This is a genomic window from uncultured Pseudoteredinibacter sp. (assembly GCF_947500695.1).
GTDB lineage: Bacteria > Pseudomonadota > Gammaproteobacteria > Pseudomonadales > Cellvibrionaceae > Pseudoteredinibacter.
The window spans coordinates 218,449-240,337 of record NZ_CANMSS010000002.1 but is presented as its reverse complement, the minus strand read 5'-3'; the positions used below and the strand labels follow the sequence as shown (position 1 = coordinate 240,337).

The 21,889-nt window shown below is 47.0% G+C and carries 18 protein-coding genes; 8 read left to right on the top strand and 10 right to left on the bottom strand.

Annotated elements, in window-relative coordinates; all coding sequences use genetic code 11:
• Nucleotides 1–91 precede the first annotated feature (91 nt).
• From Q1A08_RS04810 to Q1A08_RS04800, 3 genes are all read left to right on the top strand, one after another.
• On the top strand, nucleotides 92–2,236 hold the full coding sequence (locus Q1A08_RS04810; protein WP_299770355.1) for a TonB-dependent receptor: 2,145 nt from the start codon (nucleotides 92–94) through the stop codon (nucleotides 2,234–2,236).
• 364 nt (nucleotides 2,237–2,600) lie between these two features.
• Nucleotides 2,601–3,857 carry an efflux RND transporter periplasmic adaptor subunit gene (locus tag Q1A08_RS04805; RefSeq protein ID WP_299770353.1) on the top strand — a complete coding sequence of 419 codons (1,257 nt, stop codon included), beginning with the start codon at nucleotides 2,601–2,603 and terminating at the stop codon, nucleotides 3,855–3,857.
• Nucleotides 3,854–6,973 (top strand): efflux RND transporter permease subunit, encoded by a 3,120-nt coding sequence (locus Q1A08_RS04800; protein ID WP_299770351.1) that lies wholly within the window; start codon nucleotides 3,854–3,856, stop codon nucleotides 6,971–6,973. The genes Q1A08_RS04805 and Q1A08_RS04800 overlap by 4 nt, the downstream gene beginning before the upstream one ends.
• Before the next feature lie 32 nt (nucleotides 6,974–7,005).
• On the opposite strand, the gene Q1A08_RS04795 is transcribed toward Q1A08_RS04800, so the two are convergent.
• The 4 genes from Q1A08_RS04795 to Q1A08_RS04780 form a co-directional block, all read right to left on the bottom strand.
• Nucleotides 7,006–7,785 carry an SDR family oxidoreductase gene (locus Q1A08_RS04795; RefSeq protein ID WP_299770349.1) on the bottom strand — a complete coding sequence of 260 codons (780 nt, stop codon included), beginning with the start codon at nucleotides 7,783–7,785 and terminating at the stop codon, nucleotides 7,006–7,008.
• A gap of 162 nt (nucleotides 7,786–7,947) precedes the next feature.
• Entirely contained in the window at nucleotides 7,948–8,172 is a 225-nt protein-coding gene (locus tag Q1A08_RS04790) for an amphi-Trp domain-containing protein (protein WP_299770346.1), read from the bottom strand.
• Between the two features lie 4 nt (nucleotides 8,173–8,176).
• Nucleotides 8,177–8,536 carry a hypothetical protein gene (locus Q1A08_RS04785; RefSeq protein WP_299770344.1) on the bottom strand — a complete coding sequence of 120 codons (360 nt, stop codon included), beginning with the start codon at nucleotides 8,534–8,536 and terminating at the stop codon, nucleotides 8,177–8,179.
• Nucleotides 8,537–8,646: 110 nt separating this feature from the next.
• Nucleotides 8,647–11,325, bottom strand: coding sequence for a hypothetical protein (locus Q1A08_RS04780; RefSeq protein ID WP_299770343.1), 2,679 nt, complete (start codon nucleotides 11,323–11,325; stop codon nucleotides 8,647–8,649).
• 263 nt (nucleotides 11,326–11,588) lie between these two features.
• Between Q1A08_RS04780 and Q1A08_RS04775 the strand changes: the two genes are divergently transcribed.
• On the top strand, nucleotides 11,589–13,289 hold the full coding sequence (locus Q1A08_RS04775; protein WP_299770341.1) for an MFS transporter: 1,701 nt from the start codon (nucleotides 11,589–11,591) through the stop codon (nucleotides 13,287–13,289).
• A gap of 13 nt (nucleotides 13,290–13,302) precedes the next feature.
• Here Q1A08_RS04775 and Q1A08_RS04770 read toward each other — a convergent pair whose 3' ends face one another.
• From Q1A08_RS04770 to Q1A08_RS04745, 6 genes are all read right to left on the bottom strand, one after another.
• Nucleotides 13,303–13,626: a hypothetical protein gene (locus Q1A08_RS04770; protein ID WP_299770339.1), complete on the bottom strand. Its 324-nt coding sequence runs from the start codon at nucleotides 13,624–13,626 to the stop codon at nucleotides 13,303–13,305.
• Between the two features lie 21 nt (nucleotides 13,627–13,647).
• On the bottom strand, nucleotides 13,648–14,328 hold the full coding sequence (locus Q1A08_RS04765) for a class I SAM-dependent methyltransferase (RefSeq protein WP_299770337.1): 681 nt from the start codon (nucleotides 14,326–14,328) through the stop codon (nucleotides 13,648–13,650).
• A gap of 233 nt (nucleotides 14,329–14,561) precedes the next feature.
• Nucleotides 14,562–14,825, bottom strand: a complete 264-nt coding sequence (locus Q1A08_RS04760; protein WP_299770335.1) for a Rho-binding antiterminator — start codon at nucleotides 14,823–14,825, stop codon at nucleotides 14,562–14,564.
• Nucleotides 14,826–14,945: 120 nt separating this feature from the next.
• Nucleotides 14,946–15,602 (bottom strand): GntR family transcriptional regulator, encoded by a 657-nt coding sequence (locus tag Q1A08_RS04755; protein ID WP_299770334.1) that lies wholly within the window; start codon nucleotides 15,600–15,602, stop codon nucleotides 14,946–14,948.
• 176 nt (nucleotides 15,603–15,778) lie between these two features.
• Nucleotides 15,779–17,284, bottom strand: a complete 1,506-nt coding sequence (locus Q1A08_RS04750) for an aldehyde dehydrogenase (NADP(+)) (RefSeq protein WP_299770331.1) — start codon at nucleotides 17,282–17,284, stop codon at nucleotides 15,779–15,781.
• A 59-nt stretch (nucleotides 17,285–17,343) separates the two neighbouring features.
• Nucleotides 17,344–18,345, bottom strand: a complete 1,002-nt coding sequence (locus Q1A08_RS04745; protein ID WP_299770329.1) for a 4-hydroxyproline epimerase — start codon at nucleotides 18,343–18,345, stop codon at nucleotides 17,344–17,346.
• Between the two features lie 209 nt (nucleotides 18,346–18,554).
• Between Q1A08_RS04745 and Q1A08_RS04740 the strand changes: the two genes are divergently transcribed.
• The 4 genes from Q1A08_RS04740 (at nucleotide 18,555) to Q1A08_RS04725 (ending at nucleotide 21,887) form a co-directional block, all read left to right on the top strand.
• On the top strand, nucleotides 18,555–19,601 hold the full coding sequence (locus Q1A08_RS04740; protein ID WP_299770327.1) for a proline racemase family protein: 1,047 nt from the start codon (nucleotides 18,555–18,557) through the stop codon (nucleotides 19,599–19,601).
• Nucleotides 19,602–19,611: 10 nt separating this feature from the next.
• Nucleotides 19,612–20,886: an FAD-dependent oxidoreductase gene (locus Q1A08_RS04735; protein WP_299770325.1), complete on the top strand. Its 1,275-nt coding sequence runs from the start codon at nucleotides 19,612–19,614 to the stop codon at nucleotides 20,884–20,886.
• Nucleotides 20,887–20,965: 79 nt separating this feature from the next.
• A complete protein-coding gene (locus Q1A08_RS04730; RefSeq protein ID WP_299770323.1) occupies nucleotides 20,966–21,382 on the top strand; it encodes a hypothetical protein in 417 nt (138 codons plus the stop codon).
• Nucleotides 21,375–21,887, top strand: coding sequence for a GNAT family N-acetyltransferase (locus Q1A08_RS04725; RefSeq protein ID WP_299770321.1), 513 nt, complete (start codon nucleotides 21,375–21,377; stop codon nucleotides 21,885–21,887). The genes Q1A08_RS04730 and Q1A08_RS04725 overlap by 8 nt, the downstream gene beginning before the upstream one ends.
• The last annotated feature ends 2 nt before the right edge of the window (nucleotides 21,888–21,889 follow it).

The following is a 21,889-nucleotide window of genomic DNA, read 5'->3' as shown; positions in this document are numbered from 1 at the left end:
GCCAACCAGTTTTATAAAACGTGGCCAAACCTCAAGTTTGTGGTCATTTATTCACCGTGGCGCTTGGCGCCTATAAGATTTTGGAATACCAATGAAAAAGCACCCTTTATCATCAGCTGTTGCTGTGGCAGGAGTTATGGCGTTTGTAAGTGCAAACTTACAGGCAGATGGCGGTTCTCATCATGAGCACAAAGACAGCATTGAAGAAATTATCGTAAGTGCCTCTCCTCTCGATAAAAATCACTTTGATAGCACTCGCCCAGCAGCTGTTTTATCAGGTGATCAGTTACGCCAAGCTGCAGCAGCCACCTTAGGTGAAAGTCTTAAAGGTCAGCTAGGTGTTGCTAGTGCGTCATTTGGTCCAGGTGTAGGTACTCCGGTGATTCGTGGCCAACAGGGAAACCGGATCAAGGTAATGCAGGATAATCTTGCTACTTCTGATGCAGCAAATGCCTCAGCGGATCATGCCAACGCCGTTGAAGCTTTACAGGCTGAGCGAATCGAAATACTACGCGGCCCGCAAACCTTGCGATATGGCAGTGGTGCGATCGGCGGCGTAATTAACATAATCGATAACCGTATCCCTTCAACCGTGCCAGATGAATTGAGTGGCGCCATCGAAACTCGCTATAACAGCGTAAATGAAGAGACAGCGACCGTTTTTAAATTAGATGGCGGCTCAGGAAATCTAGCTTGGCACATCGATGGCTTATATCGTAACAGTGACGATGTCGAGATCCCAGGCTACGCCGATATTCATGGTGATGAGCATCCAGAGGACACCACAAACGGTTTTATAGAAAACAGTGACAGCGAAAGTAAAAGCCTTACCGCTGGCATGAGCTGGGTATCCGATGATGGCAGCTTTTTAGGTTTCAGCGTAAGTCGCCTGGAAAATGAATACGGTATTCCAGCAGGTGCGCATGTTCATGAAGATGAACATGATGAAGACCACGACGATGACCATGATGAAGATCACGACGATGATCATGACGAAGATCACGATGAGGACCACGAGGGCGAGCATGGTCACGGTGAAGAAAATATCCGTATAGACATGGAGCAGACCCGTTACGATGTTAAGGGTCAGTTGCTGAGTCCATTCGCGGGCGTTGAAAAAATGACTATGCGTTTAGGCTATGTTGATTACGAGCATGCCGAACTGGAAGGCGAAGAGATTGGCACTACCTTTGATAGCGAAGCTTTCGAAGGGCGCGTAGAGTTTGTTCACAACAGCTATATGAATGGCAAGGCGCGTGGCGCTTTTGGTTTGCAGTTTCTAGACAAAGACTTTTCAGCGGTTGGTGCTGAAGCGTTTATTCCAGGAAGTACCACCCAAAACGTGGGTGTTTTCTTGGTTGAAGAGTGGGATTTTGACAGTTGGTTATTGGAAGCTGGAGCTCGCTTGGAAAGTACTGAGATCGATGCTGAAGGCCACAGCAGTGTAGATTTCAATACCCACAGCTTGAGCTTAGCTGGTCAATATCGTGTAGATGATGAGCAAAGATTCAACCTCGTATATAGCCGTGCTCAACGAGCACCTTCTGTAGAAGAACTATTTTCTGATGGTGTGCACGTTGCTACCCAAAGTTATGAGGTAGGTGATGCTAATCTAGATGAGGAAACCAGCAACAACATCGAGCTTGGCTATCAGTACCATATGACGACCGGAGGTCGATTCCTGGAGTTTGATATTTCGGTTTTCTATAACGACATCAGCGACTTTATTTACCGAGAAAATACCGGTGAAATTCGTGAAGAAAACGCTGTCTTGGCCTATCGCCAGCAGGGAGCAGAGTTCATCGGTGTTGAAACCAAGCTGACCATACCCGTGTATGAGAAAGATGGACAAACTTGGGATGTGCAACTGTTTGCTGATAGCGTTCGTGCCGAGTTGGATTCTGGTGCAAATGTACCGCGTATCACTCCACGTCGTTTAGGTATCCAGTTTGATTACCATGGCGATATAGCCGGTAATGACTTCGACGCTAAAGTTCGTTACACCCACGTGTCTGAGCAAGATAAGCCAGGGGTTAACGAGGAGTCTACTCCTAGCTATAAACGCTTAGATGCAAGTTTGAACTATCGTATAGCGAGTGGTTCTGGTGCTTGGACAGTTTTCCTCCGTGGTGACAACTTGCTTGACGAAGAAATTCGTAACGCAAGCTCATTCCTAAGAGAGCTTGCACCAGAGCCGGGCCGTGGTGTAACCATTGGTGCGCGCTACGCATTCTAATTAATTCCGATGTGCCTGCTAGAGCCCGCCCTATTTTAGGTGCGGGCCTTTTTTAACGCAGCTTATCTTTTCGCTATCCTGCGACACTCCTGATAAACCACCTTTCTAAATGTGAATTCTTTGTGAATTTTCGACGCTTAAAAAGTTAGCTGAGAACCCGAAACTTCCCTGTGACTTATGGAATTAGCGTTAAATGCCCTGTTTAACGGGCTAAGCTGCAGCAAAATGGCGTTGAAAAATTCATTCTTTTCGAAGTTTTGTAAAGTTAGCAATATCGGTCGATGTGGGTTTACTTTTTTGTGTCGAGCGATTCCTCTAAACTCGCTGCCTATTCCAATAGTCAACACAACAGTGAGCAGCTTAGATGCGCAAAAGAGTTCTTTCTATCGCCATTGTGGCGGTTTTTGCCGTAGCAATTATTCTTGTCAGCATTAATCCGCCTTCGGCAAAACGCCGTAGTGGAAAACCCCCTGCTGATATAGCGGTCGATACTCAGTTGATTCAAGCTGGGCCATATTCCATTAAATTAGACAGCTATGGATTGATTCGCCCGCGAACTCAGAGCCAATTATTGCCGCAGGTTTCGGCTCGGGTAAGCTGGGTTAGCCCGCAATTCCGTGCCGGAGGTTTTTTTGAACAAGGTGAAGAGTTATTGCGATTGGACGATAGAGATTATCAGTTTGCCTTGATACAGGCTGAAGCAAATTTAGCTTCAGCGCAGCAATTGCTAAATGAAGAGCAGGCCAGAGTAAAGCAAGCTAAAGCAGATTGGCGCCGCTCCGGTAAAAAAGGCGCGGCTCCTGATATCGTCATTCGCAAGCCCCAGCTGATGGCCGCTGAAGCCAATGTTAAGTCTGCACAGGCCAGTTTGGATCAAGCCAAGCTTAATGTTAAGCGCACCCATATTAGAGCACCATTCGCCGGGCGAGTATTATCCAAGTCGGTAGATTTAGGTCAGTTTGTGAATAGCGGAACGACCCTCGCGACGATATACGGTGTCGATACTATTGAGGTGAGATTGCCAATAAAAAGCCGCGATTTAGCGTTTATCGATTTGCCAGAGCGCTATCGTTTTAATCAAGTTTTTCAACAAAAACCCGCGGTAGAATTTATCTCAACATTAATTCGTCCTGAGCATTGGTTCGGACAAATCATTGAGACTGAAGGTGCAATTGATTCCGGGAGCCGTCAACTGTATGTCATTGCCGAAATTAAGGACCCCTATGGGGCAGCTGCCCTAAGCGATGGTGAACGAACAAAAGCACCTTTAAAGATTGGCCAGTATGTGCAGGCAAAGATAAGCGGGAGAACACTTACTGATGCGATAGTGATTCCTAATCGAGTCATTTATCAAGGCAGTTATGTTTATGTGGAACTTGATGGCAAGCTTCAACGCCGCGACATTCAAATCTCCTGGCAAAATGAAACTGAAGCGCTTATTAGTGAAGGCTTACAGTCTGGCGACAAACTTATCATGACCAGCTTAGGGCAACTGCCTTCTGGAACAGCGGTAAGATCGGTGAAGGATAAAGCTGGGCTGAATAAGCAAAATGCAACACGTCGAGCGACCAATGGCGCTGGCAAGGCAGAGCGCAAAGCCAAGAGCCGAGGTGAGTCATGATTGCTTGGTTTACCAAAAACCACGTTGCTGCCAACCTTCTAATGGTCATTATTGTCATTGCTGGCGTGGTCTCCTTAAAGACTCAAGTACCCTTGGAAATTTTTCCCAGTGTTGAACCCAATATGATCAATGTGTCGGTCAGCTTGCGAGGTTCCAGCCCAGAGGATGCCGAACAAGGCTTAGCAATGCGAATTGAAAACGCTGTAGCCGATTTAGAGGGCATTAAAGAACTGAGCAGTCGGTCGGTAGAAGGTGGTAGCACCGTTAGCATTGAAGTTGAGGACGATTATGATCCGCGTGAATTGCTGGCGGATGTGAAAGCGCGAGTTGATGAAATCAATACCTTTCCTGTAGAAGCAGAGCAGCCGATTGTTGCATTGGCGATTCGTAAGCGAGAAGTTATCACGGTTGCCGTTTCAGGTAAGTTAAGTGAGCAAGAGCTGCGCCGTTATGCTGAAAAGGTGCGCGAGGACCTGCTACAGATTTCTGGTATTACTCAGCTAGAGCTGGTGGGTGTTCGTAATTATGAAATGACCTTAGAGGTTAGCAAAAATACACTAAGAGAGTTTGATCTTACCTTGAATGATATTGCCGGAAAGGTTGGTGATGATTCATTAGATCTATCGGCGGGCAACGTAAAAACAGATGCTGGCGAGATTTTAGTGCGTTCAAAGGGGCAAGCTTATGTTCGTGATGAATTTGAAGGGATTCCGGTAAAAACGAACAGTGATGGCAGTGTTATTCAATTGAGCAGTGTGGCTACTGTTCGTGATGGCTTCGAAGAGACGCCTTTACGCAGCCGTTTTAACGGCGAGCTGGCGGTTATGATCGAGATCTATCGTGTCGGTGATCAAAGTGCCATCGAAGTAGCCGAAAAAGTACGTGAGTACATTGCGGCTCAACAAGATCAACTGCCAAATGGTTTGGCGCTAAGTTACTGGGATGACGATTCGGAAATTGTAAAAGGTCGCTTAAGTACCTTGCTAAGTAATGCTATGCAAGGCGGCATACTGGTACTAGCATTGCTGAGTTTATTCTTACGCCCTTCAATTGCGTTTTGGGTTTTTCTTGGAATTCCTGTGAGCTTTATGGGCGCATTTATATTGATGCCGTTCTTTGGTGTCACCTTAAATGTAATGTCTTTATTCGGTTTTATCTTGGTGCTGGGTATTGTTGTCGACGATGCAATCGTAACAGGGGAGAATGTGTATAGCCATCTTGAGCGAAGCGACAGCGGCTTAGAGGCTGCTATTCAAGGTACTCGCGAGGTGGCAGTGCCGGTGACCTTTGGTATTCTAACCACGGTTGCCGCATTTATGCCGATTGCCTTTATGGAAGGCCGTCGAGGTGCTTTCTTTGCGCAGATTCCGTTTATTGTTGTTCCTGTTCTTATCTTCTCATTAATCGAATCAAAATTTGTACTGCCAGCCCACTTGAAAAATGTGCGTTTTCGAAAAGATCCGGGTCGAATCTCCCGTTGGCAGCAAAATTTTGCCAAGGGCTTTGAACGCTTTATCTTGACCTCTTATAAACCAATGTTGGCTGTTGCTCTGCGTAATCGCTTGAATACTTTGCTGCTGTTCTGTGGGGTGTTTGGCTTAATTCTGGCCCTGATCATGACAGGTTGGACGCGCTTTGTATTCTTCCCGAGAATTCAAAGTGATACCGCCAGAGCGTCAGTAGCAATGCCTGCTGGTACAGCATTCGAAGTTACCGATCAGGTTGTTCTGAAAATGGTGAACGCTGCGATTACTATTCAAGACCGCTATCGTGATGAAGCTACTGGTGAAAGTGTGGTAAAGAATATTTACTCCAGTACTGGTCACAGAGGCAGCGCTGAAAATGGTAATGTGCGTTTTGAGCTGGTGCCATCGCAGGAGCGGGATCCTGATTTGAGTACGGCGCGTTTAGTAAGAGAGTGGCGAGCTTTGATTGGAGAAATTCCAGGAGCTGAATCACTAACGTTCCGCGCGGAAATTGGCCGCAGCAGTGATCCGGTTGATGTACGCTTGAGTTCTAGTAACGTCGCCGACCTAGAGCAAATGGCTGAGCAGCTAAAGCAACGCCTAGCAACATACTCCACTGTTTTTGATATTTCGGATAACTTATCAGATGGTAAGGAAGAGTTGCGCCTAGAGCTAACTCAGCAGGCGAAAACGCTCGGTATCAGCCGCAGTCAAATTATCCGTCAAGTAAGGCAAGGTTTTTTCGGAATCGAAGTGCAGCGTATTCAACGTGGGCGCGACGAGGTTCGTGTTATGGTTCGCCTGCCTGCTAATGAGCGACGCGCAATTAGTGATTTGCGCAATATCGATATTCAAACCCCAGCCGGTTTAGTACCTCTGGATGAGCTTGCCCGTCTTGTGCCAGATCGAGGTGCATCGGCGATCTATCGTATTAACCAGCGTCGCACGGCTAGTGTTATCGCGGATTTCGATAAAAATAATACCAATGCCACGGTGTTATACAGAGATCTTGGCGAGTTTTTGGACGAGCTAAGTGCGCAATACCCTGGGGCCAGTTATAGCTTAGTGGGTGAGGCCCAAGAGCAAAGAGATTCTTTTTCGTCTCTTGCTATGGGCTTGGCCTTGGTTTTATTTGCTATCTATGCCTTGTTGGCGATTCCTTTTGGCTCCTACTCGCAGCCATTTATTGTAATGTCGATTATTCCCTTTGGTGCGATTGGTGCGATTGTTGGCCACTGGATCATGGGCATGGATTTAACCATTATGAGCCTATTAGGCTTACTAGCACTCATCGGTGTTGTGGTAAACGATAGCTTGGTTTTGGTGGAGTTCTGCAATCGCCGCAGGCAGGAACTAGCGGCAACTATGTCTTCTGCCGAAGCACTTATGGAATCGGTATTGCAAGCGGGTTCGGCACGCTTTCGCCCAGTAATGCTAACCTCTCTGACCACTTTCTTAGGATTAATGCCGTTATTATTTGAGAAAGCGGTGCAAGCTCAGTTCCTAATACCAATGGCGGTTTCTCTGGGCTTTGGGATTTTGTTTGCCACCCTGGTGACATTAGTTTTGGTGCCGGTGAATATTCTATTACTTGAAAGTGCCAAGCTGTGGATTCGTGGTGAAGAAAAGGCTCCGGAGGGAGCCTTATAGATCGAGCTGATGTAGGCAATGAGCCGCCGCGATTAGCTTTGCGAGCGGCCACCGTCAACCACTAGGGTGTGGCCAACCACATAACTGGATTGATCTGAGCACAACCAACAGATCGCATTGGCAACCTCATTGCTGCGCGCCATGCGCTTCAAGGGAATGCGGGATTCAATTTCTTTTAAGCGATTCTCAGGACTAGGAGCGCCGTCGATCTGTTGCTGTACCCTTGGCGTTAAGGTTGCGCCAGGTGCGACAGAATTGATGCGAATACCTTGCTGGATGTATTCCAATGCCAGCGATTTTGTAACGCCCTCTAGACCAAATTTGGCCGCGCTAAACGCCGCTGCGCCAGGGGTCGCTGAGAGTCCATTTACGGAAGAAACATTGACGATCTTTCCGCCGCTAGCCATTAAGCCAATCTCCTTTTGCAGGCAAAACATTTGCGACCATAAATCGGCATCAAGAGTCTCCTTAAGCTTGGCAGTTGGTACATTGCCAAACAAACCATGAGAAGCAACGGTTGGCGAGGCATTGTTCACTGCTAAGTCCAGGCGGCCGTAATTCTGTTCGATTCGCTTAAATAGAATATCGGTTGCGTGTTCGTTATTGAGATCTGTGGCGATAAACTCGACCTTTTCCTTGAGCTCTGGGTTGTCGACTACCGCCTTATCCCAGTTTTTCTGGCTACGGCTACAGCAAATGACGGTTGCGCCTTGCTTTGCCAACTGGGTAACCGTCGCCAAACCAATGCCTTGGCTGCCACCTGTTACTAGGGCGATTTTGTCTTGAAATTGCATCTCACTCGCATTGTTCATAAATGGGTCCGATTCAAATATTGGGACAATTCAGGGGGGTTAATACAAATATAGCTCAAGCCTGTGAATTTGCTTGAGCAAGCAAGCCGCTAAAGCCAAGGCTTGGACTTTAACGGACTATTAAAGCTTGGGATGGTATGTGTAGGCTAACTATGAAGAGGCTTAGTCGTTTTGCCACTTAATCTGAAACTCGATTTCTTCCTCATTGCCTTCGCGTTCGTGCTCTATATTGTAGATGGCGCGAACGGGCACATAGATACGCTCGCCAGCGATTTGAATCTCAAACTTGTCTCCGCTTTCTAAGGCATCGGCTAGACGACGTAGTTTGGATACGAATTCGGCGGTTGAATAGGCTTTTTCAATGTCGCGATCGCTTTTATTACTCATAGCATTACTCACTGTCTGATGAAGTTGGTTCTTCATTAGACGAGTCTTTTGAGCAAAGGGGAAGTTTTTCTAATACTGGGCGCAATATACGCAATTCCTCTAGGGCTTTGCCATTTTGCATAATTTCACGGCTTACTATATGCCATTCGCCAGCAGACAGTTGCTCATGGAATGTGTCCATCACACATTGGCAATGCTGCCATGCTTGCAGGAGCGACTGGCTATCACGATATTCGGACTCCATACAGCCAGCTCGAATGCCCACTTTAAAGGTGAATAGCTGCCAGCTACTTGCCGGCTCGGCACTAATATGGTGACTAAAAAGAGTACTCATCAGAATGATGAGGCTAAGCTGTAGCTTCATTGCTCTGCTCAAGGTTGAATGATTTGGAAGGCATTAAAGCATAGATATGAGTGGCAAACTACGCATTGATAGAGTGGGGGCATAAGCCCCCAGTAAAGCTTTAAGGTTTATTAATTCTCTGTTCTTTTTATTCTCTGTTCTTTGCTGAGATAAATGGCCTCACCATCGACTTCCAAATTCGCGGAGCTGTGAACAGTGATCTCACCTTGGAAATCTGGATTTAGCTCAAAAGCTTGCCTGAAACTTTTGGTTTCGTAAGGGGCGATACTTACTTCTTGTGACTTGACGCTACCCAAAACAGCGTGGCTTGGCATAATTTCAATACGCAATTTACCATTGGTTTTTCCAGAGTAAGGGCCAGTAAGTTTGATTAAGCTTTGCAGCTGTCCATCACGTAAGTTATTTCTATCGACCAAGCAAACTCCGTCAAAGCCTGGCTTTTCAAATTCCTGTGATAGAGAAAATGTTTTACCACGCCAACCAATGTTTTGTTGTAGTAGCAGTTTCTCGGCTTTTACGCTATGTAACTCTGATACCGATTGCTTGTTTAGATCTATAGCTAGCTGCTGATCTAAATTTTTTCCTTGCTGTACCCAACTTAACTGGCTCTGCACTTTAGCCTTGCCAGAGATTTTACTAAGCAATTGTGGTTTGCCATGGTTGTAACGCAAATGGTTTTGAATGCCGGAAAGCTGTTGGAGCGTATTGTCGTTAGTGCTATTTAATAAGTTATTCTCGATTGCCAAGAGTTGCTCAGAAGCATTGCCGTGTTGAGTATTGTCTGCGACCAAAGGATAAGCCGACATCAAGTCTTTGTCGCAGTTTGTTTCGGCGCCTGATTCTTGTTCCGCTAAGCAAGCTCTAAATACTCTTTGCAAGAGTGTGATATCCGAAAACTGCCAGGGGTTGCTGAGCTGCAATTCGGCCTTAGGGTTAGCTTGAACATCATACTTCGGGAACTGTAAATAAGGAGTTAAGCGGTGGCTAACATCATTTGCCAACAAGCTAATTCCTTGCTGTTTAATGGATTTATATTCCTGTTCGCTAAGTTGAATTTGTTCTTTTTGGCTAATGACACTGCCGGCATCTAAACTTCGAAGCTCAATATCGATGGACTTATTGTTAAGGGTTACATTGAGCCCAAGCTGCGATCCTTGTTCATCTTGTTTTTGCAAAGCCGATAATAACTCTGGGCTAAAGGCAAAAGCTTGATGGTTTGCGCCTTCAAAAATTAAATAGCGCCCCTCTTTAATCCAGAGTGGCTGATAGCTATCTTTGCTGTAGTCAGGGCGTTTAACTTTGTCGTCTTTTTTGCTGGCTTGATAGTTTTTGCGATAGGCAAGGTTCACGTCACTCAACTCTAAGCCAAGAGCTAAGCCAACTTGGCCACGATGCAGTTGGCCTTCTTGGTAATCAACAAGAAGACCAAATTGAGAACCACTCGGAGAGTCAATTAAGGGGCTCGCCTGCGGGCTCGGAAAGTCCACGGCATTGCTCATTTTACTCAGTAGCTTACCCTGGGGGTTGATGCCAATATCTAGACGCGGTTGCTGTTTTTCTTCTTGCACGCGAATCCAATAAGCGCTGCCGTCTTGCTCCCAAGGGCCCGAGGCAATATGAAAACTGCTATGTTGGCTTTTGACGTAACTAGCAAACGCTTTTTCTAGTGCCGGCCAATCTGGAAATACTTCTTTCAGTAAGTGGTTCGCAGTGGGCAGGGTCGCTTCTGAGTGGGGGTTGGCTGCCATCAATTTATCGCGGAACCAGGCAAAATACTGGGCGCGCTCTGGGTCGCTTAGCAAGAAATGAATGATGAAGAAATTCAATCCTCGCTTCAGCGCTGGGTTGTCATTAATTTCTGCAATGCTGGGTTCGCCGCCTGCATAATATTGTTTTAAACCGCTAATCAAATAGCTCATTGGGGCGCGGTCACGCACCATCACGGCGAGCTGCTGGCGCTTAGGATAATAGACATGGCTGGCGATAGAATCGGCTAAGCCTTCAGTGATCCAGTTCGGCGCCCAGGTCGAGTGGCCACTTAAGGCCATATGGAAGGCATGCATGGTTTCATGGATGACGATATAGCGTTGGTGTTGCTCTCGGCTAGACGGGAAGCTATATCCGGCGCGGTTATAAAACATGGTTTCGCCACCTGCGTTTTTATGCACGCCGCGTCTAAAGCCATCATCCAGCATGGTGTTGCGGGTGCTAACACGGCTTTTGCCGTAGACAACAGCAATACGCTGGTTTTCGATATTCGCCGGTTCAGCGCCAAACAACTCTACATAATGGGGGTAGGACATCTCCAATAGCTCGAGATAGAGCTTAACCTTTTCCTCGGGTAAATCACTTTTGATGGCAAAGTGCTTACTTACCCACCATTCATAGCCTGGGCTATTGGCTATCTTGCCGGCGCTATAGGTATAGGGGATCTTGCGGCCGACCTTGCGAATATCCATCTCCAGCAGGGTCGATAGACGCCCCTCTACCTTCACCTTGGCGTTCATTTGATCCGGCCTAGGTATGATGGCACTTACTGAAGATTGGGCAACCTCTGGGCTTTGGCTATGCTCTTTGGTACTTGATTGCTGGGGGCTGCAGGAGCTTAGGCCAAACGCTGTCAGCAGGCAGGCTGCAGTTAGGCTAAGCCTCTTAAAATAATGACTGGGCTGCAGGTCTATAAGCCGAGGAGTCAACTGCGACTTGGGCTGCACATCAGTTTTTGAAATACGGTCGTCATTGTCTAGCGATTTAGGATTGGAGCTGATCTTATTGTTCTGAGTCGCCATAGCGAAACCTTGCTTGTTGACTGGATTGTATATTTTATACAATATGCCTGTTTGTAGAACAAGAGCTGAAGCTTGGAATTGTGGCCTAGGCGCTATGTTGGTCAATGCTATGTTGGTCAATGCTATGTTCGTAAGTGCTGTGTTAGTGAGTGCTGTATTAGTAGGAGCTAGCGTAGAAGGAATGCACAGCTTGAGCTTGTTCAGTCTGAAAGCTATGGTCTTCGGGCGAAATTAACAATAACAACAGATGATGGCGGCAATACATGTCAACAACAGTAGCTTCAGTGGCTAAAGCAGGTTTTCCGCGCTCTTTCTATGTCGCAAATGGCATGGAGATTTTCGAGCGGTTAGCCTGGTATGGCTTTTTCACCGTATCTTCTCTTTATATGACCACGCCAGTAGATCAAGGTGGTGTGGGCTTTAGTGAATCTCAACGCGGTGCCTTACAGGGAATTATTCCATTTTTTCTCTATATTTTACCGGTGATCACAGGGGCCCTGGCAGATCGATATGGCTTTAAGAAGATGTTCTTATTGTCCTTCGCCATTATGGCGCCCAGCTACTATTTGCTTGGGCAGGCCAGTAGCTTTGGTGGCTTCTTCTTGGCTTTCTTTGCTGTGGCTCTTGGCGCTGCCTGCTTTAAACCGGTGGTGCAAGGCACAATTTCGCTGACCACTAATGAAAGTAATCGTGGTTTGGGTTTCGGTATCTTTTATACCATGGTTAATGTGGGAGGATTCCTAGGTCCCTTTGTAGCCGGATACGTTAGGGCAATCAGTTGGGATGCTGTGTTTTTGATGTCGGCCCTTTGGATTTGTATCAATTTCTTTCCGGCCGCTTTTTTATATCGCGACCCAAGAGATGAAGAGCATACTCAACAGCAAGCGGATAAAAGCCTAAAAGAAGTTTTGCAAGAAGCGCAGCAGGTTTTAGGAAATGCGCGCTTTGCCATGATGATTTTTCCCTGCATTATTTTCTTGATGTGTGCGGGTGCCGATTGGCTGAGCTATCCAGTTTCCTTTATCGGTATTGTAGCTTGGTTATTGCTGAATGTTGTCTGGAACCGCGCAGTAAATGGAGGTGCCGAGTCATCTTGGTGGCAACAGAAAATCCATGTTAGCAACGTGCCTTTCGCGATCTACCTCGGTATTCTTTCGGGCTTCTGGGCAGTTTACAATCAATTGTTTTACACCCTGCCATTGTATCTACGAGATTATATTGATACTCGTGATGTGCTGGTTTTTATCAGCCTCTTTGGCCAGCAGGCGGTCGATTTCTTTGCCATCGTTAACGTAGAAGCATTGGCAGAAAAACTACAAAGCCTAGCGGTCGCTGATGTACAAGATAGTTTGGCGGCCCTGCGTTTAGAACTGGTTCATTTGAAGGTCATGGTGCCAGAAGCTGAAATAGCAACGGCTCTAGAATCTATTCGACAAGGGGGGTCCGCGCAATCGATCGCTGAGCAGTGGAAGCAATCTTATCGCCAGATAAATCCTGAGTATATCGTCAATATTGGTTTTGCGATGATTATCTTTGGGCAGATTGCGGTGAGCTATGTTTGTCAAAAATTCAAAGCGATTAACGTCATCATCGCTGGAGTTGTCATATTTATTCTAGGTCTATTGGTTGCATTGCTGTCCGGTAGCGTTGCACTGGGAGGCAGTGCGATTGTTATTGCGGTTGTGATGATGTCCTTTGGCGAAATGGTAACCGTGCCAAAGAGTCAGGAGTATGTCGCCAATATTGCCCCTAAAAATCAAGCAGCGCTTTATATGGGTTATTACTTTGTATCGATGGCTCTGGGCTTTTTGTTTGCTGGGCTTTTATCGGGCTGGGGCTACGGTACCGTTGCCAAAGAGTGGGGGCAGCCAGAGTTGATGTGGAGTATTTTTGCAGCCATTGGCCTGCTGACTTCCGCCGGATTGTGGTGGTTTAATCGTCGCTATGTTCGAGTGGCAGCTTAATAAAGCTCTGCGCCTACCAGTTCTTAGGTAGGCGCGGATCTTGAATTCGTTGCTGTTTCAAAGTCTTGCTACGCTCCTGTTGTTCTACCTCTCTTCGCTTCTGCTTATTAATTTTTGACCAAGAGGCATCTTCTTTCTTTATAAGTAGAGCTTGAAACAAATTATAAAGGCCAGTTCGCTCAAGCAATGGGCGCAGGCCAAGCCCTATTAAAATAAGTGCGGGAAAGTAAAATACGAGAACTTTAGGGTTGGTCCATACAAAAAACGGGCAAAACCACCAAGCTGCTGTATAGCAGCCTCGAGCAAAGGGGCCCCAGTAAAACTGTGCTTCCTTCATAAGCCCTTCCTAGTTTAAATTCTAAATGTCGACTTTTTGTGCCACAAAGATTATCGATACAGGCTTGTGTGTTTGTGGGTTAACCGGTTCTTTTATTTGGATTAACTTAAAGCCTGTGTCGGCAAATAATTTATGCCAGGATTCTAGGGTTCTAAAATACCAAGGCGCGGCCTCCTTGAAGCGCTCGCTGATACCCGTCCAGCTACCTTCACGCCAGCCGTCTTGGTATGGCTGTTCGCCGCAGCTGGTATGGGGGTGTAAGGTTTGCACTACAAAATGGCCACCATAATTCAACAGTGGTCGCAGACGCCTAAATGCCAGCTCAACTGATTGTCGCCCGAGCAATGAAAAGTTGGCCACCGCCAAATCGATAGTGCTTCCCACTGTGCGCCGACAAATGTGCTCATATCGGCAGAGTTTGAAATCGCCGCCACCTTTGGCTTTCGCTGTTTCTAGAAACATGGGCACGGCGTCGACACCGGTAACTTCCCTGCCTTCCGCGGCTAGAGCTCGGCTGAGCCAGCCTTCACCGCAGCCAAGATCTAGCACGGTATGGCTGGGTATATCTTGCAGTGTCTCTAAGATAGCTTGATTGGTAACCAGCTCGCGGCTACTGATCTCGCGAGCTTCTATGGCTTCAAGCCATGGTGAGGCGTTATGGTTCCAAGCCTGAAGAATCAGTTGTTCATTGAGCAAAGTCATAATACATTTTTAGCTAGTCGTGGACTGAGAAGCTGTTAAGCGTTCAATTTGAACCTGAATACGCTGCTTTTGATAGTCCTCCAAGTATAGATGCCAAACCCCAACGAGCAAAATACTAAAACTAAGTAATATAAAAGATAAATTTTTAAGCAGTTTCATCGTTAACCCCTTGTTTATAGTAGGGTTAAGAGTGTTAACGAGAAGCGAAAGTTCCCATTCGGGCCGTGAAGGAGTTAGCTGTCGCTAAAGATTACTCGGTCAAAGTACGGGTTTTTTACCAACGCTTCAATACTGTGAATTCTTGCAAGCTCTATATCTTGCGTGACTCTATTTAAGCCGGCGCTCAACTGAAGTCGAATACATTCCTCATTATTGGTATTGTTAACGAGGTTAATGGCGATGCCCTGAATAAGTTGACCATTACCGAGTTGGACTTTTATAGCAAGCTTGTAGATGCAGCAAAGCTCTAAGATGTCGTAGTGTTTACAAGAGAGCATGTGCTTGCCCTTCTGGCTGATGGGGTTTTGCTTGCTGTACTCTGTGAATGTTTAGAGTGTTGAGGGTTTTTAAAATATCCATGGCCCTATTAACTGCTTATCCTTAAGCGTGCTTCGAAATTAGTTTTCCATTTTCAAGAGCAGGGCCTTGATGTCGTCTTTAGCGTTTAAAATGTGCTGCTGTAAGAATTCGCAGGCCTGCTCGCGTTCTCCGGCTCGACATAGTTCTAGTATTTTGCGGTGTTCCTGTGCCGCGGTGGTAAAGCCGCCTGCCAACATCAAATGCATACGAACGTAGCGATCAGCACTTTTGTTTAAGGTTCTCACCATCTCCTGAGTTTGGGGACGTTTGGCCTTTTGATATAGATGTTGGTGGAAATCTAAGTTCAATTCACCACTGTGGCTCTGGGTATCTTCGTCATCTTGCTTGGCCAGCCTGTCAAGAATATGCTCTGCCTTCAGAAAGTCGTCTTCACTAAGATTTTCAAAAGCGTGCTTTAAAAGCTCGGCTTCTAACATTGCCCGAAGCTCGAAAAGCTCGTCAACTTGCTCCGCTGATACCTCGGTAGCTGTCGCGCCTTTGTGGGGCTCAAAGTGCACCAAGCCTTCTCCTTCGAGTTGTAAAAGAGCCTCTCGAACGGGAATTCGGCTGACATTTAGCTCTTCAGCGAGGGCAGCTTGACGCAGCGGTTCCCCAGACTTAATTTCACCGTTAAGGATTTTTTCGCGGATGGACTCTACCACCAGCTGGCTACGGGTTTTATGCACTATGGCCATTAGGCTTCTCAGTTGTTATGTGTCGCTATGACTTCTTTATAGTATACCGCTTAACGCTTCGGCAAAAAACAGCCCGCGCTGATCGCGGATGTCGCTGAACTTATTTAGCTGGCGAATAGGCGAAAAAAAGGCCAGACAAGCTGGCCAAACACTACAGGAATAAGATGGTTGTTACCCTAGCTCAATAGATGAGCTGGGGCGTTTTGGTAGCAAATCGGGCGCACAAAACGATGGTAGGCCTCAGTGCCCACTGATGTACTGCGAACGTCAGTGGACGAAGGGAAAGGTCCACCATGGTTCATTGAGTAGCAAACTTCTACGCCGGTTGGCATTTGATTGAAGATTAAGCGGCCCACTTTATGGGCCAATTGCTGGCTTAGAGCTTGGGCGGAAGCCAGGTCCTGCTCTAAGCCATGAATGCTGGCCGTTAGCTGACCTTCTAAAGATGAAATAATAGCCTTAAGCTCATCTTCATCACGGTAGCTCACCATTAATGCCGCAGGTCCAAAGACCTCTTCGTGTAGCTCTTGATTTGCTAGGAAGGCGCTGCCACTGGTGCTGAACAGTTTTGCCGCTGAAAAGTGTGGCTGCTCAGGTGCGCTACTAGCGAGCAACTCAACGTTTTCGGTTTGTGCCAATTTAATGGTGCTTGCGCTATAAGCTGCACTGATACCCTGAGTTAACAAGGCTGTTGTGCTGGCTTTGCTGATTGCCTCGCTGGCGACGCTGCGAAATTCATCAGCCGACTCGGGAACCAACCATAAACCAGGATTAGTACAAAATTGGCCGTTACCCATAACTAATGAATCGACGAGGCCCTGCGCTATACCTTGAGCGTTGTCGCTGGCCATTGCGGGCATAACAACTTGAGGGTTTACTGCGCCAAGCTCGCCGTAGAATGGAATATTTTGTTGGCGCTCCCAGCAGGCTTTTTGTAGTAACTGGCCAACCTTAATGGAGCCGGTAAATCCAACAGCTTGAATCGCGGGATGCTGTACCAGTTGCACACTCGCCTCTGGCTTACTGCTTTGTACTAGTGAGAATACGCCACTGTGTAGCTGACATTTATTGATCGCTTTTTCGATAGCTTGCGCAACTAGCTCTGAAGTACCTGGGTGTGCAGGGTGGCCTTTTACGACCACTGGGCAGCCGGCCGCAAGTGCAGAGGCAGTATCGCCGCCGGCAGTAGAGAACGCATAAGGGAAATTTGAAGCGCCGAATACGGCTACTGGGCCCAATGCAATGTGACGTAGGCGAGTTTCCGGTTTCGGTAAAGGTTCACGATTTGGATCGGCTTCATCAACGATTTCGTTACCGCTGCGCTCGCGAATAAATTGCGCGAATAAACGTAATTGGTTAACGGTACGCATACGCTCACCTTGTAGGCGCATCATGGGTAAACCGGTTTCTGCGGCGGTAGTGTCGAGCAGCACATCGCCTAGCTCTAGAATTTCCTCGGCGATAGTTTCGATAAAATCCGCTCGTTTTTCATTGCTTAGCCTGCTGTAGCTTGGAAAGGCTGCGGCGGCTTGCAGGGCAGCTTGATCGATATCAGCGCTGCTAGCGTTAAAATAGCTTTGTGAAATATTTTCACCGGCTAAAGGGTTATAGGCCTGAAATTGTCCTTCTGCTTCATTGCCAAGCCATACGCCTGCAACCAAGCTCTTACCAGTAATGCTCATAAAATTTTCCTGTGTGTAACTGTGCTTATACAGCTGTAAAGTTTTAAAAAAGGTTTAAATTATTTCACCTGAAAACCGAAGGCATATGGGTCGTCGTCATCTACCGTAATACAGTTTTTGCCGAAGACTTTTGCCCAGCCTTTAATGCTCGGCATCATCGCAGGCTTGCCAGCAATTTCGGTTGCCGCCTCCACTTTGCCAACGAACTGGCTACCAATAATGCTTTCGTGGGTAAATTCTTCACCGACAGATAACTCACCGCGGCTAAATAGCTGTGCCATTCTAGCGCTAGTACCAGTGCCGCAAGGAGAGCGATCGATAGCTTTGTCACCATAGAAAACTGCGTTGGCACCGTTTGATCCTTCTTGCTGCGGTTCACCGGTCCACAACAAATGTGAGGCGCCACAAACGCTTGGGTCTTCAGGGTGTACACATTCAACGGTGTCGTTGATGATATCTCGGATAATTGGGCTGAATTGTAAAACTTGCGCGGCCGACCAATTCTCTAGGCCAGGATAATTTTCCTGTGGCTCTACAATAATGTAGTAGTTACCACCATAGGAAATATCAACTTTAAGGTCACCTATGCCTGGAACATTAATTTGAATATCTTGGTGCGCTAAATAAGAGGCGATATTATAAATTTTTACCCATAACACTTTGCCGTCACGCTGTTCGTATTCGACGCGAATTTGGCCTGCGGGAACATCCAGTATTAATTGGCCCGGTGTTTTGGCTTGCAGCAATCCGGATTCAAGCGCTGCGGTTACGGTGCCGATGGTGCCGTGCCCGCACATAGGTAAGCAGCCTGAAGTTTCAATAAAAAGTATTGAGGCATCAGCGTTGTCGCTACAAGGTGGATAAAGAAACGAGCCAGACATCATGTCATGACCGCGTGGCTCAAACATTAATGACTCAAGAATCCAATAGTGATTGTTCAGGAAATCCTGACGCTTTTCACTCATGGTGTTACCCTGCAGATCAGGGTGGCCCGAAGTGACCAGTCGAACCGGGTTGCCGCAGGTGTGGGCATCTATGCAAAAAAACGTACCTTTGCGCATGAAAAGGGGCCTTCTCTCTAAAGCGAGTAAATGCTGGCCCTTGCTACATAACTAACGTAATTAAAGGCCGATATAAGTTTTAGCTCTGCTGGATTTGAGGCAGTAAAAATGCCGGGCAGGAGAAGCCCCCACCAGAGACAATGAATGAATTGAAATATAGTGTATATTGTATACAATAACAATCACTTTTCATTTCTGGCGTTCTTCTTATGAGCTTTAAGTTGTCTCTTAACGACGAGAAAATAAAACAATTTCAAACTCTTACAACAATTGATGCCCATACTGAGGGCGAGCCACTGCGAATCATCTTAGATGGTTATCCAGAAGTGCCAGGCGACAATATCCTAGCTAAGCGCCGCTATTTGCAGTCTGAGTTGGATCACCTACGCCAGGTATTGATGTATGAGCCAAGAGGCCATGCCGATATGTATGGCGCCCTGCTTACTGAGCCCACCACGGAAGACTCGGATTTTGGAATCCTGTTTATGCACAATGAGGGCTACTCGAGCATGTGTGGCCACGGCATTATCGCCGCTGTAACCATGGCCGCTGAATACGCCAACCTTGAAGTGCAGACGGGTCAGCGTCGCATTGTTGGTATCGATGCTCCTGCTGGAAAAATTACCGCCTACGCTGAGCGCAGCGAATCCGGCGAGCTGGCCGTTAGTTTCGATAATGTTGAATCCTTTGTAGAGGTTTGCGACCGTAAGGTGCAGGTTCCTGGTTTTGGTGAGGTGCAATATGATATCGCCTATGGTGGTGCTTATTATGCTTATGTGGATGCCGATGCAATTGGCGTTGAATGCAGCCCCAACAATTCTGAGCAACTTATCCAGCTGGGCCGTGATATTAAACACGCTGTAATGGCCGACTACCCCTTAGTACATCCTACCGAAGAAGATCTAGGCTTTTTGTATGGCACGATCTTCACTTCGAAAAAAACCGACGATGAGAACAGTCATTCACGTCATGTTTGTATCTTTGCTGATGGTGAAGTGGATCGGTCTCCTACAGGTACGGGCGTTAGTGCGCGCATTGCTTTGTTACATCACCGTGGAGAGGTGGCTGATCAAGAGCGAATCAAGATTGAAAGTATTATTGGCAGCTCAATGCAGGTTGAAATCGCTAGTAAGTTGGACTTCGCCGGCAAGCAGGCAGTTATTCCGCGTGTATTCGGTACCGCCTTTATTACCGGAGTAAATCAGTTCCTGGTTGATAGCAATGACCCGCTCAAGCATGGCTTTCTGATTCGTTAGTGGTGTTGTAATGGCTGTAAAAAGAGTAGCGGTTGTTGGCGCTGGGATCATTGGGATTTGCTCGGCGATTGAATTGCAGCGTAGAGGCTTTGAGGTTTGCCTGCTAGACCCCAATGGGCTTGCTACACAGGCTTCTTCGGGCAATGCGGGGCATTTCGCGACGGAGCAGGTCTTTCCTTTGGCGGACCCTTCTCTACTTCCTGCCTTGCCGAAAATTCTGCTAGATCCCAAGGGGCCTTTTCGAGTAAAGCCGAGTTACTTTTTTAAGGCGCTGCCTTGGTTTTTCCGTTTCTTACATAATATGTTGCCCTCGCGAGCACGGCATAATGGCAAGCTAATTCGACAATTAAATGACGCGGCTATTGCAGCTTATCAAGAGCTACTGTCGAGTTGCGAATTAGAATCTGAATTGCAGTTGTCGGGTAGTTTGTTAGCTTTTGAGAGTACCAACGAGGCTGAAATCAAGAAGCAGCAAGCGGCTTATTTAGAGCAAGGTGTGGCCGTTGAATATCTAAATCGTGAAGAGGCCTTAGAGCTTGAGCCTGCTCTGGCCGATAGCGTGAGCGCCTGCCTGTATTTTACTGAGGTGGGTCACAGCACAGATCCCGCTCGCTTGTGCAATAAACTTGCTGATTATTTTTTGGCCCAAGGCGGTGAATTTAAAGCTCTGCGGGTATTAAATGTTGCGGAGCAAGATAACGCAGTTAGTTTGTCGGTGCAGCGAGAGGACGAGAGCAGGGCTGAATCTCAGTTACTGTTTGATAATGTGCTTATTAGTAGCGGTGCCTGGTCAAAGCCCTTTGCTAATCAACTCGGCTATAAAGTGCCTCTTGATACCGAGCGTGGCTATCATCTGATGCTGCCAGCGCAAAAGCTATTGAGCCGCCCGGTGGCTTCGGCAGAGCGTAAATTTATCATGACACCGATGTCAGCGGGTTTGCGATTGGCTGGCACTGTAGAGTTTGCCGGCTTAAAGGCCGAGCCAAATTACCAGCGAGCGGAAATGTTGTTACCCCACGCAAAGGCTCTGTTAAACGCTGATGATGTGCAGAATTTTGAAATTGGAGCAGACACTGTCCGCTGGATGGGGTTTAGACCATCATTGCCAGATTCTTTACCCGTGATGGGAGTCGCTCCAAAGCACCAGCGAGTATTCTTTAACTTTGGGCACCAGCACCTGGGTTTAACCTGGGGGGCAATCGCAGGGCGCTTAATTGCTCAGCATATAGCCGGAGAAACAACCGACTTAGATTTGGCGCCCTATTCCATCTCTCGATTCAATTAAAAGCTTTAAAACTTGGGCTCTCAGCCGTTGTAAGTGTATAGCGGACGCTATAAGCTGGAGAAAAAAAGAGAGCCCAAATATGAGCACAGCAGTCCCCTTACTTAGTCACCTTAAAACCCCATTAGCCTATCAGTTTAATTATCTGATGCTTTGTATTGCCTGGAATGTAGCTGGCTTAATCTTATTAGCTAACGGTGAGCAGGCTTTAGGGCCAACGGCATCGACAAGTACCATTGCTATTTTGGCGGGATTTGGGGTGGCGCTGTTTATTGGTGCTTGGCGATTGCCCTATTTGTATTTATTGGCAAGCGTACTATTGCTGTTAATCGCCAGCTCGGCGGTATTGCCAGCCTATACCAAAGATCCAAGTTTATGGCCTTCTGATTACTGGCGTTATGGTGGCGCCTTGCTCAATGGCCTGGGTGCTTTTGTTTGCGCGCGTGGTATCTTTGCCTTTTGGCAATGGCATAAGCTTAATGGAAAGACTGGTGACTAAACTCTCTAGCAATGAAGAGCAGGTTGTTGAAATTCAGGCTGGTGACTTAAGTGCCGATCACTGGTCCTTGTTGCTGAGCGCTGATCCAGAGCGCGAAAAAATACTGGATTACTTACCATCCTGTCGTATCTTCTGCATTGAGCGGCAAGCTCAAGTCATCGCTATTGCCCTGCTTCAATATGTTGCAGAGAAAGATGTCGCTGAAGATTCAGCGTCTCCAGAAAAATGTGAATTAATTAATATCGCTGTGGCGGAAGATTTTCAAGGTCAAGGATTAGCCAAGCGTTTGATTCAGCACTGCATAGATATTGCGAAGGGCCTTGCCTGCCAGGAGATATGGATTGGTACGGGAAATTCTAGTTTGTCGCAGCTGGCTTTGTATCAAAAAATGGGCTTCCGTATTGTTGAGATTGTCCCAGATTTCTTTTCGGCTTATAGCCCTAAAATTATTGAGAATGGTATTGTTTGCCAAGATATGCTGCGCTTAAAACGTAGTCTTCTTTGAGA

Coding starts and splice junctions, on each gene's coding strand:
- Q1A08_RS04810 (WP_299770355.1), top strand. CDS start 92: ATGAAAAAGCACCCTTTATCATCAGCTGTTGCTGTGGCAGGAGTTATG.
- Q1A08_RS04805 (WP_299770353.1), top strand. CDS start 2,601: ATGCGCAAAAGAGTTCTTTCTATCGCCATTGTGGCGGTTTTTGCCGTA.
- Q1A08_RS04800 (WP_299770351.1), top strand. CDS start 3,854: ATGATTGCTTGGTTTACCAAAAACCACGTTGCTGCCAACCTTCTAATG.
- Q1A08_RS04795 (WP_299770349.1), bottom strand. CDS start 7,785: ATGAACAATGCGAGTGAGATGCAATTTCAAGACAAAATCGCCCTAGTA.
- Q1A08_RS04790 (WP_299770346.1), bottom strand. CDS start 8,172: ATGAGTAATAAAAGCGATCGCGACATTGAAAAAGCCTATTCAACCGCC.
- Q1A08_RS04785 (WP_299770344.1), bottom strand. CDS start 8,536: ATGAAGCTACAGCTTAGCCTCATCATTCTGATGAGTACTCTTTTTAGT.
- Q1A08_RS04780 (WP_299770343.1), bottom strand. CDS start 11,325: ATGGCGACTCAGAACAATAAGATCAGCTCCAATCCTAAATCGCTAGAC.
- Q1A08_RS04775 (WP_299770341.1), top strand. CDS start 11,589: ATGTCAACAACAGTAGCTTCAGTGGCTAAAGCAGGTTTTCCGCGCTCT.
- Q1A08_RS04770 (WP_299770339.1), bottom strand. CDS start 13,626: ATGAAGGAAGCACAGTTTTACTGGGGCCCCTTTGCTCGAGGCTGCTAT.
- Q1A08_RS04765 (WP_299770337.1), bottom strand. CDS start 14,328: ATGACTTTGCTCAATGAACAACTGATTCTTCAGGCTTGGAACCATAAC.
- Q1A08_RS04760 (WP_299770335.1), bottom strand. CDS start 14,825: ATGCTCTCTTGTAAACACTACGACATCTTAGAGCTTTGCTGCATCTAC.
- Q1A08_RS04755 (WP_299770334.1), bottom strand. CDS start 15,602: ATGGCCATAGTGCATAAAACCCGTAGCCAGCTGGTGGTAGAGTCCATC.
- Q1A08_RS04750 (WP_299770331.1), bottom strand. CDS start 17,284: ATGAGCATTACTGGTAAGAGCTTGGTTGCAGGCGTATGGCTTGGCAAT.
- Q1A08_RS04745 (WP_299770329.1), bottom strand. CDS start 18,345: ATGCGCAAAGGTACGTTTTTTTGCATAGATGCCCACACCTGCGGCAAC.
- Q1A08_RS04740 (WP_299770327.1), top strand. CDS start 18,555: ATGAGCTTTAAGTTGTCTCTTAACGACGAGAAAATAAAACAATTTCAA.
- Q1A08_RS04735 (WP_299770325.1), top strand. CDS start 19,612: ATGGCTGTAAAAAGAGTAGCGGTTGTTGGCGCTGGGATCATTGGGATT.
- Q1A08_RS04730 (WP_299770323.1), top strand. CDS start 20,966: ATGAGCACAGCAGTCCCCTTACTTAGTCACCTTAAAACCCCATTAGCC.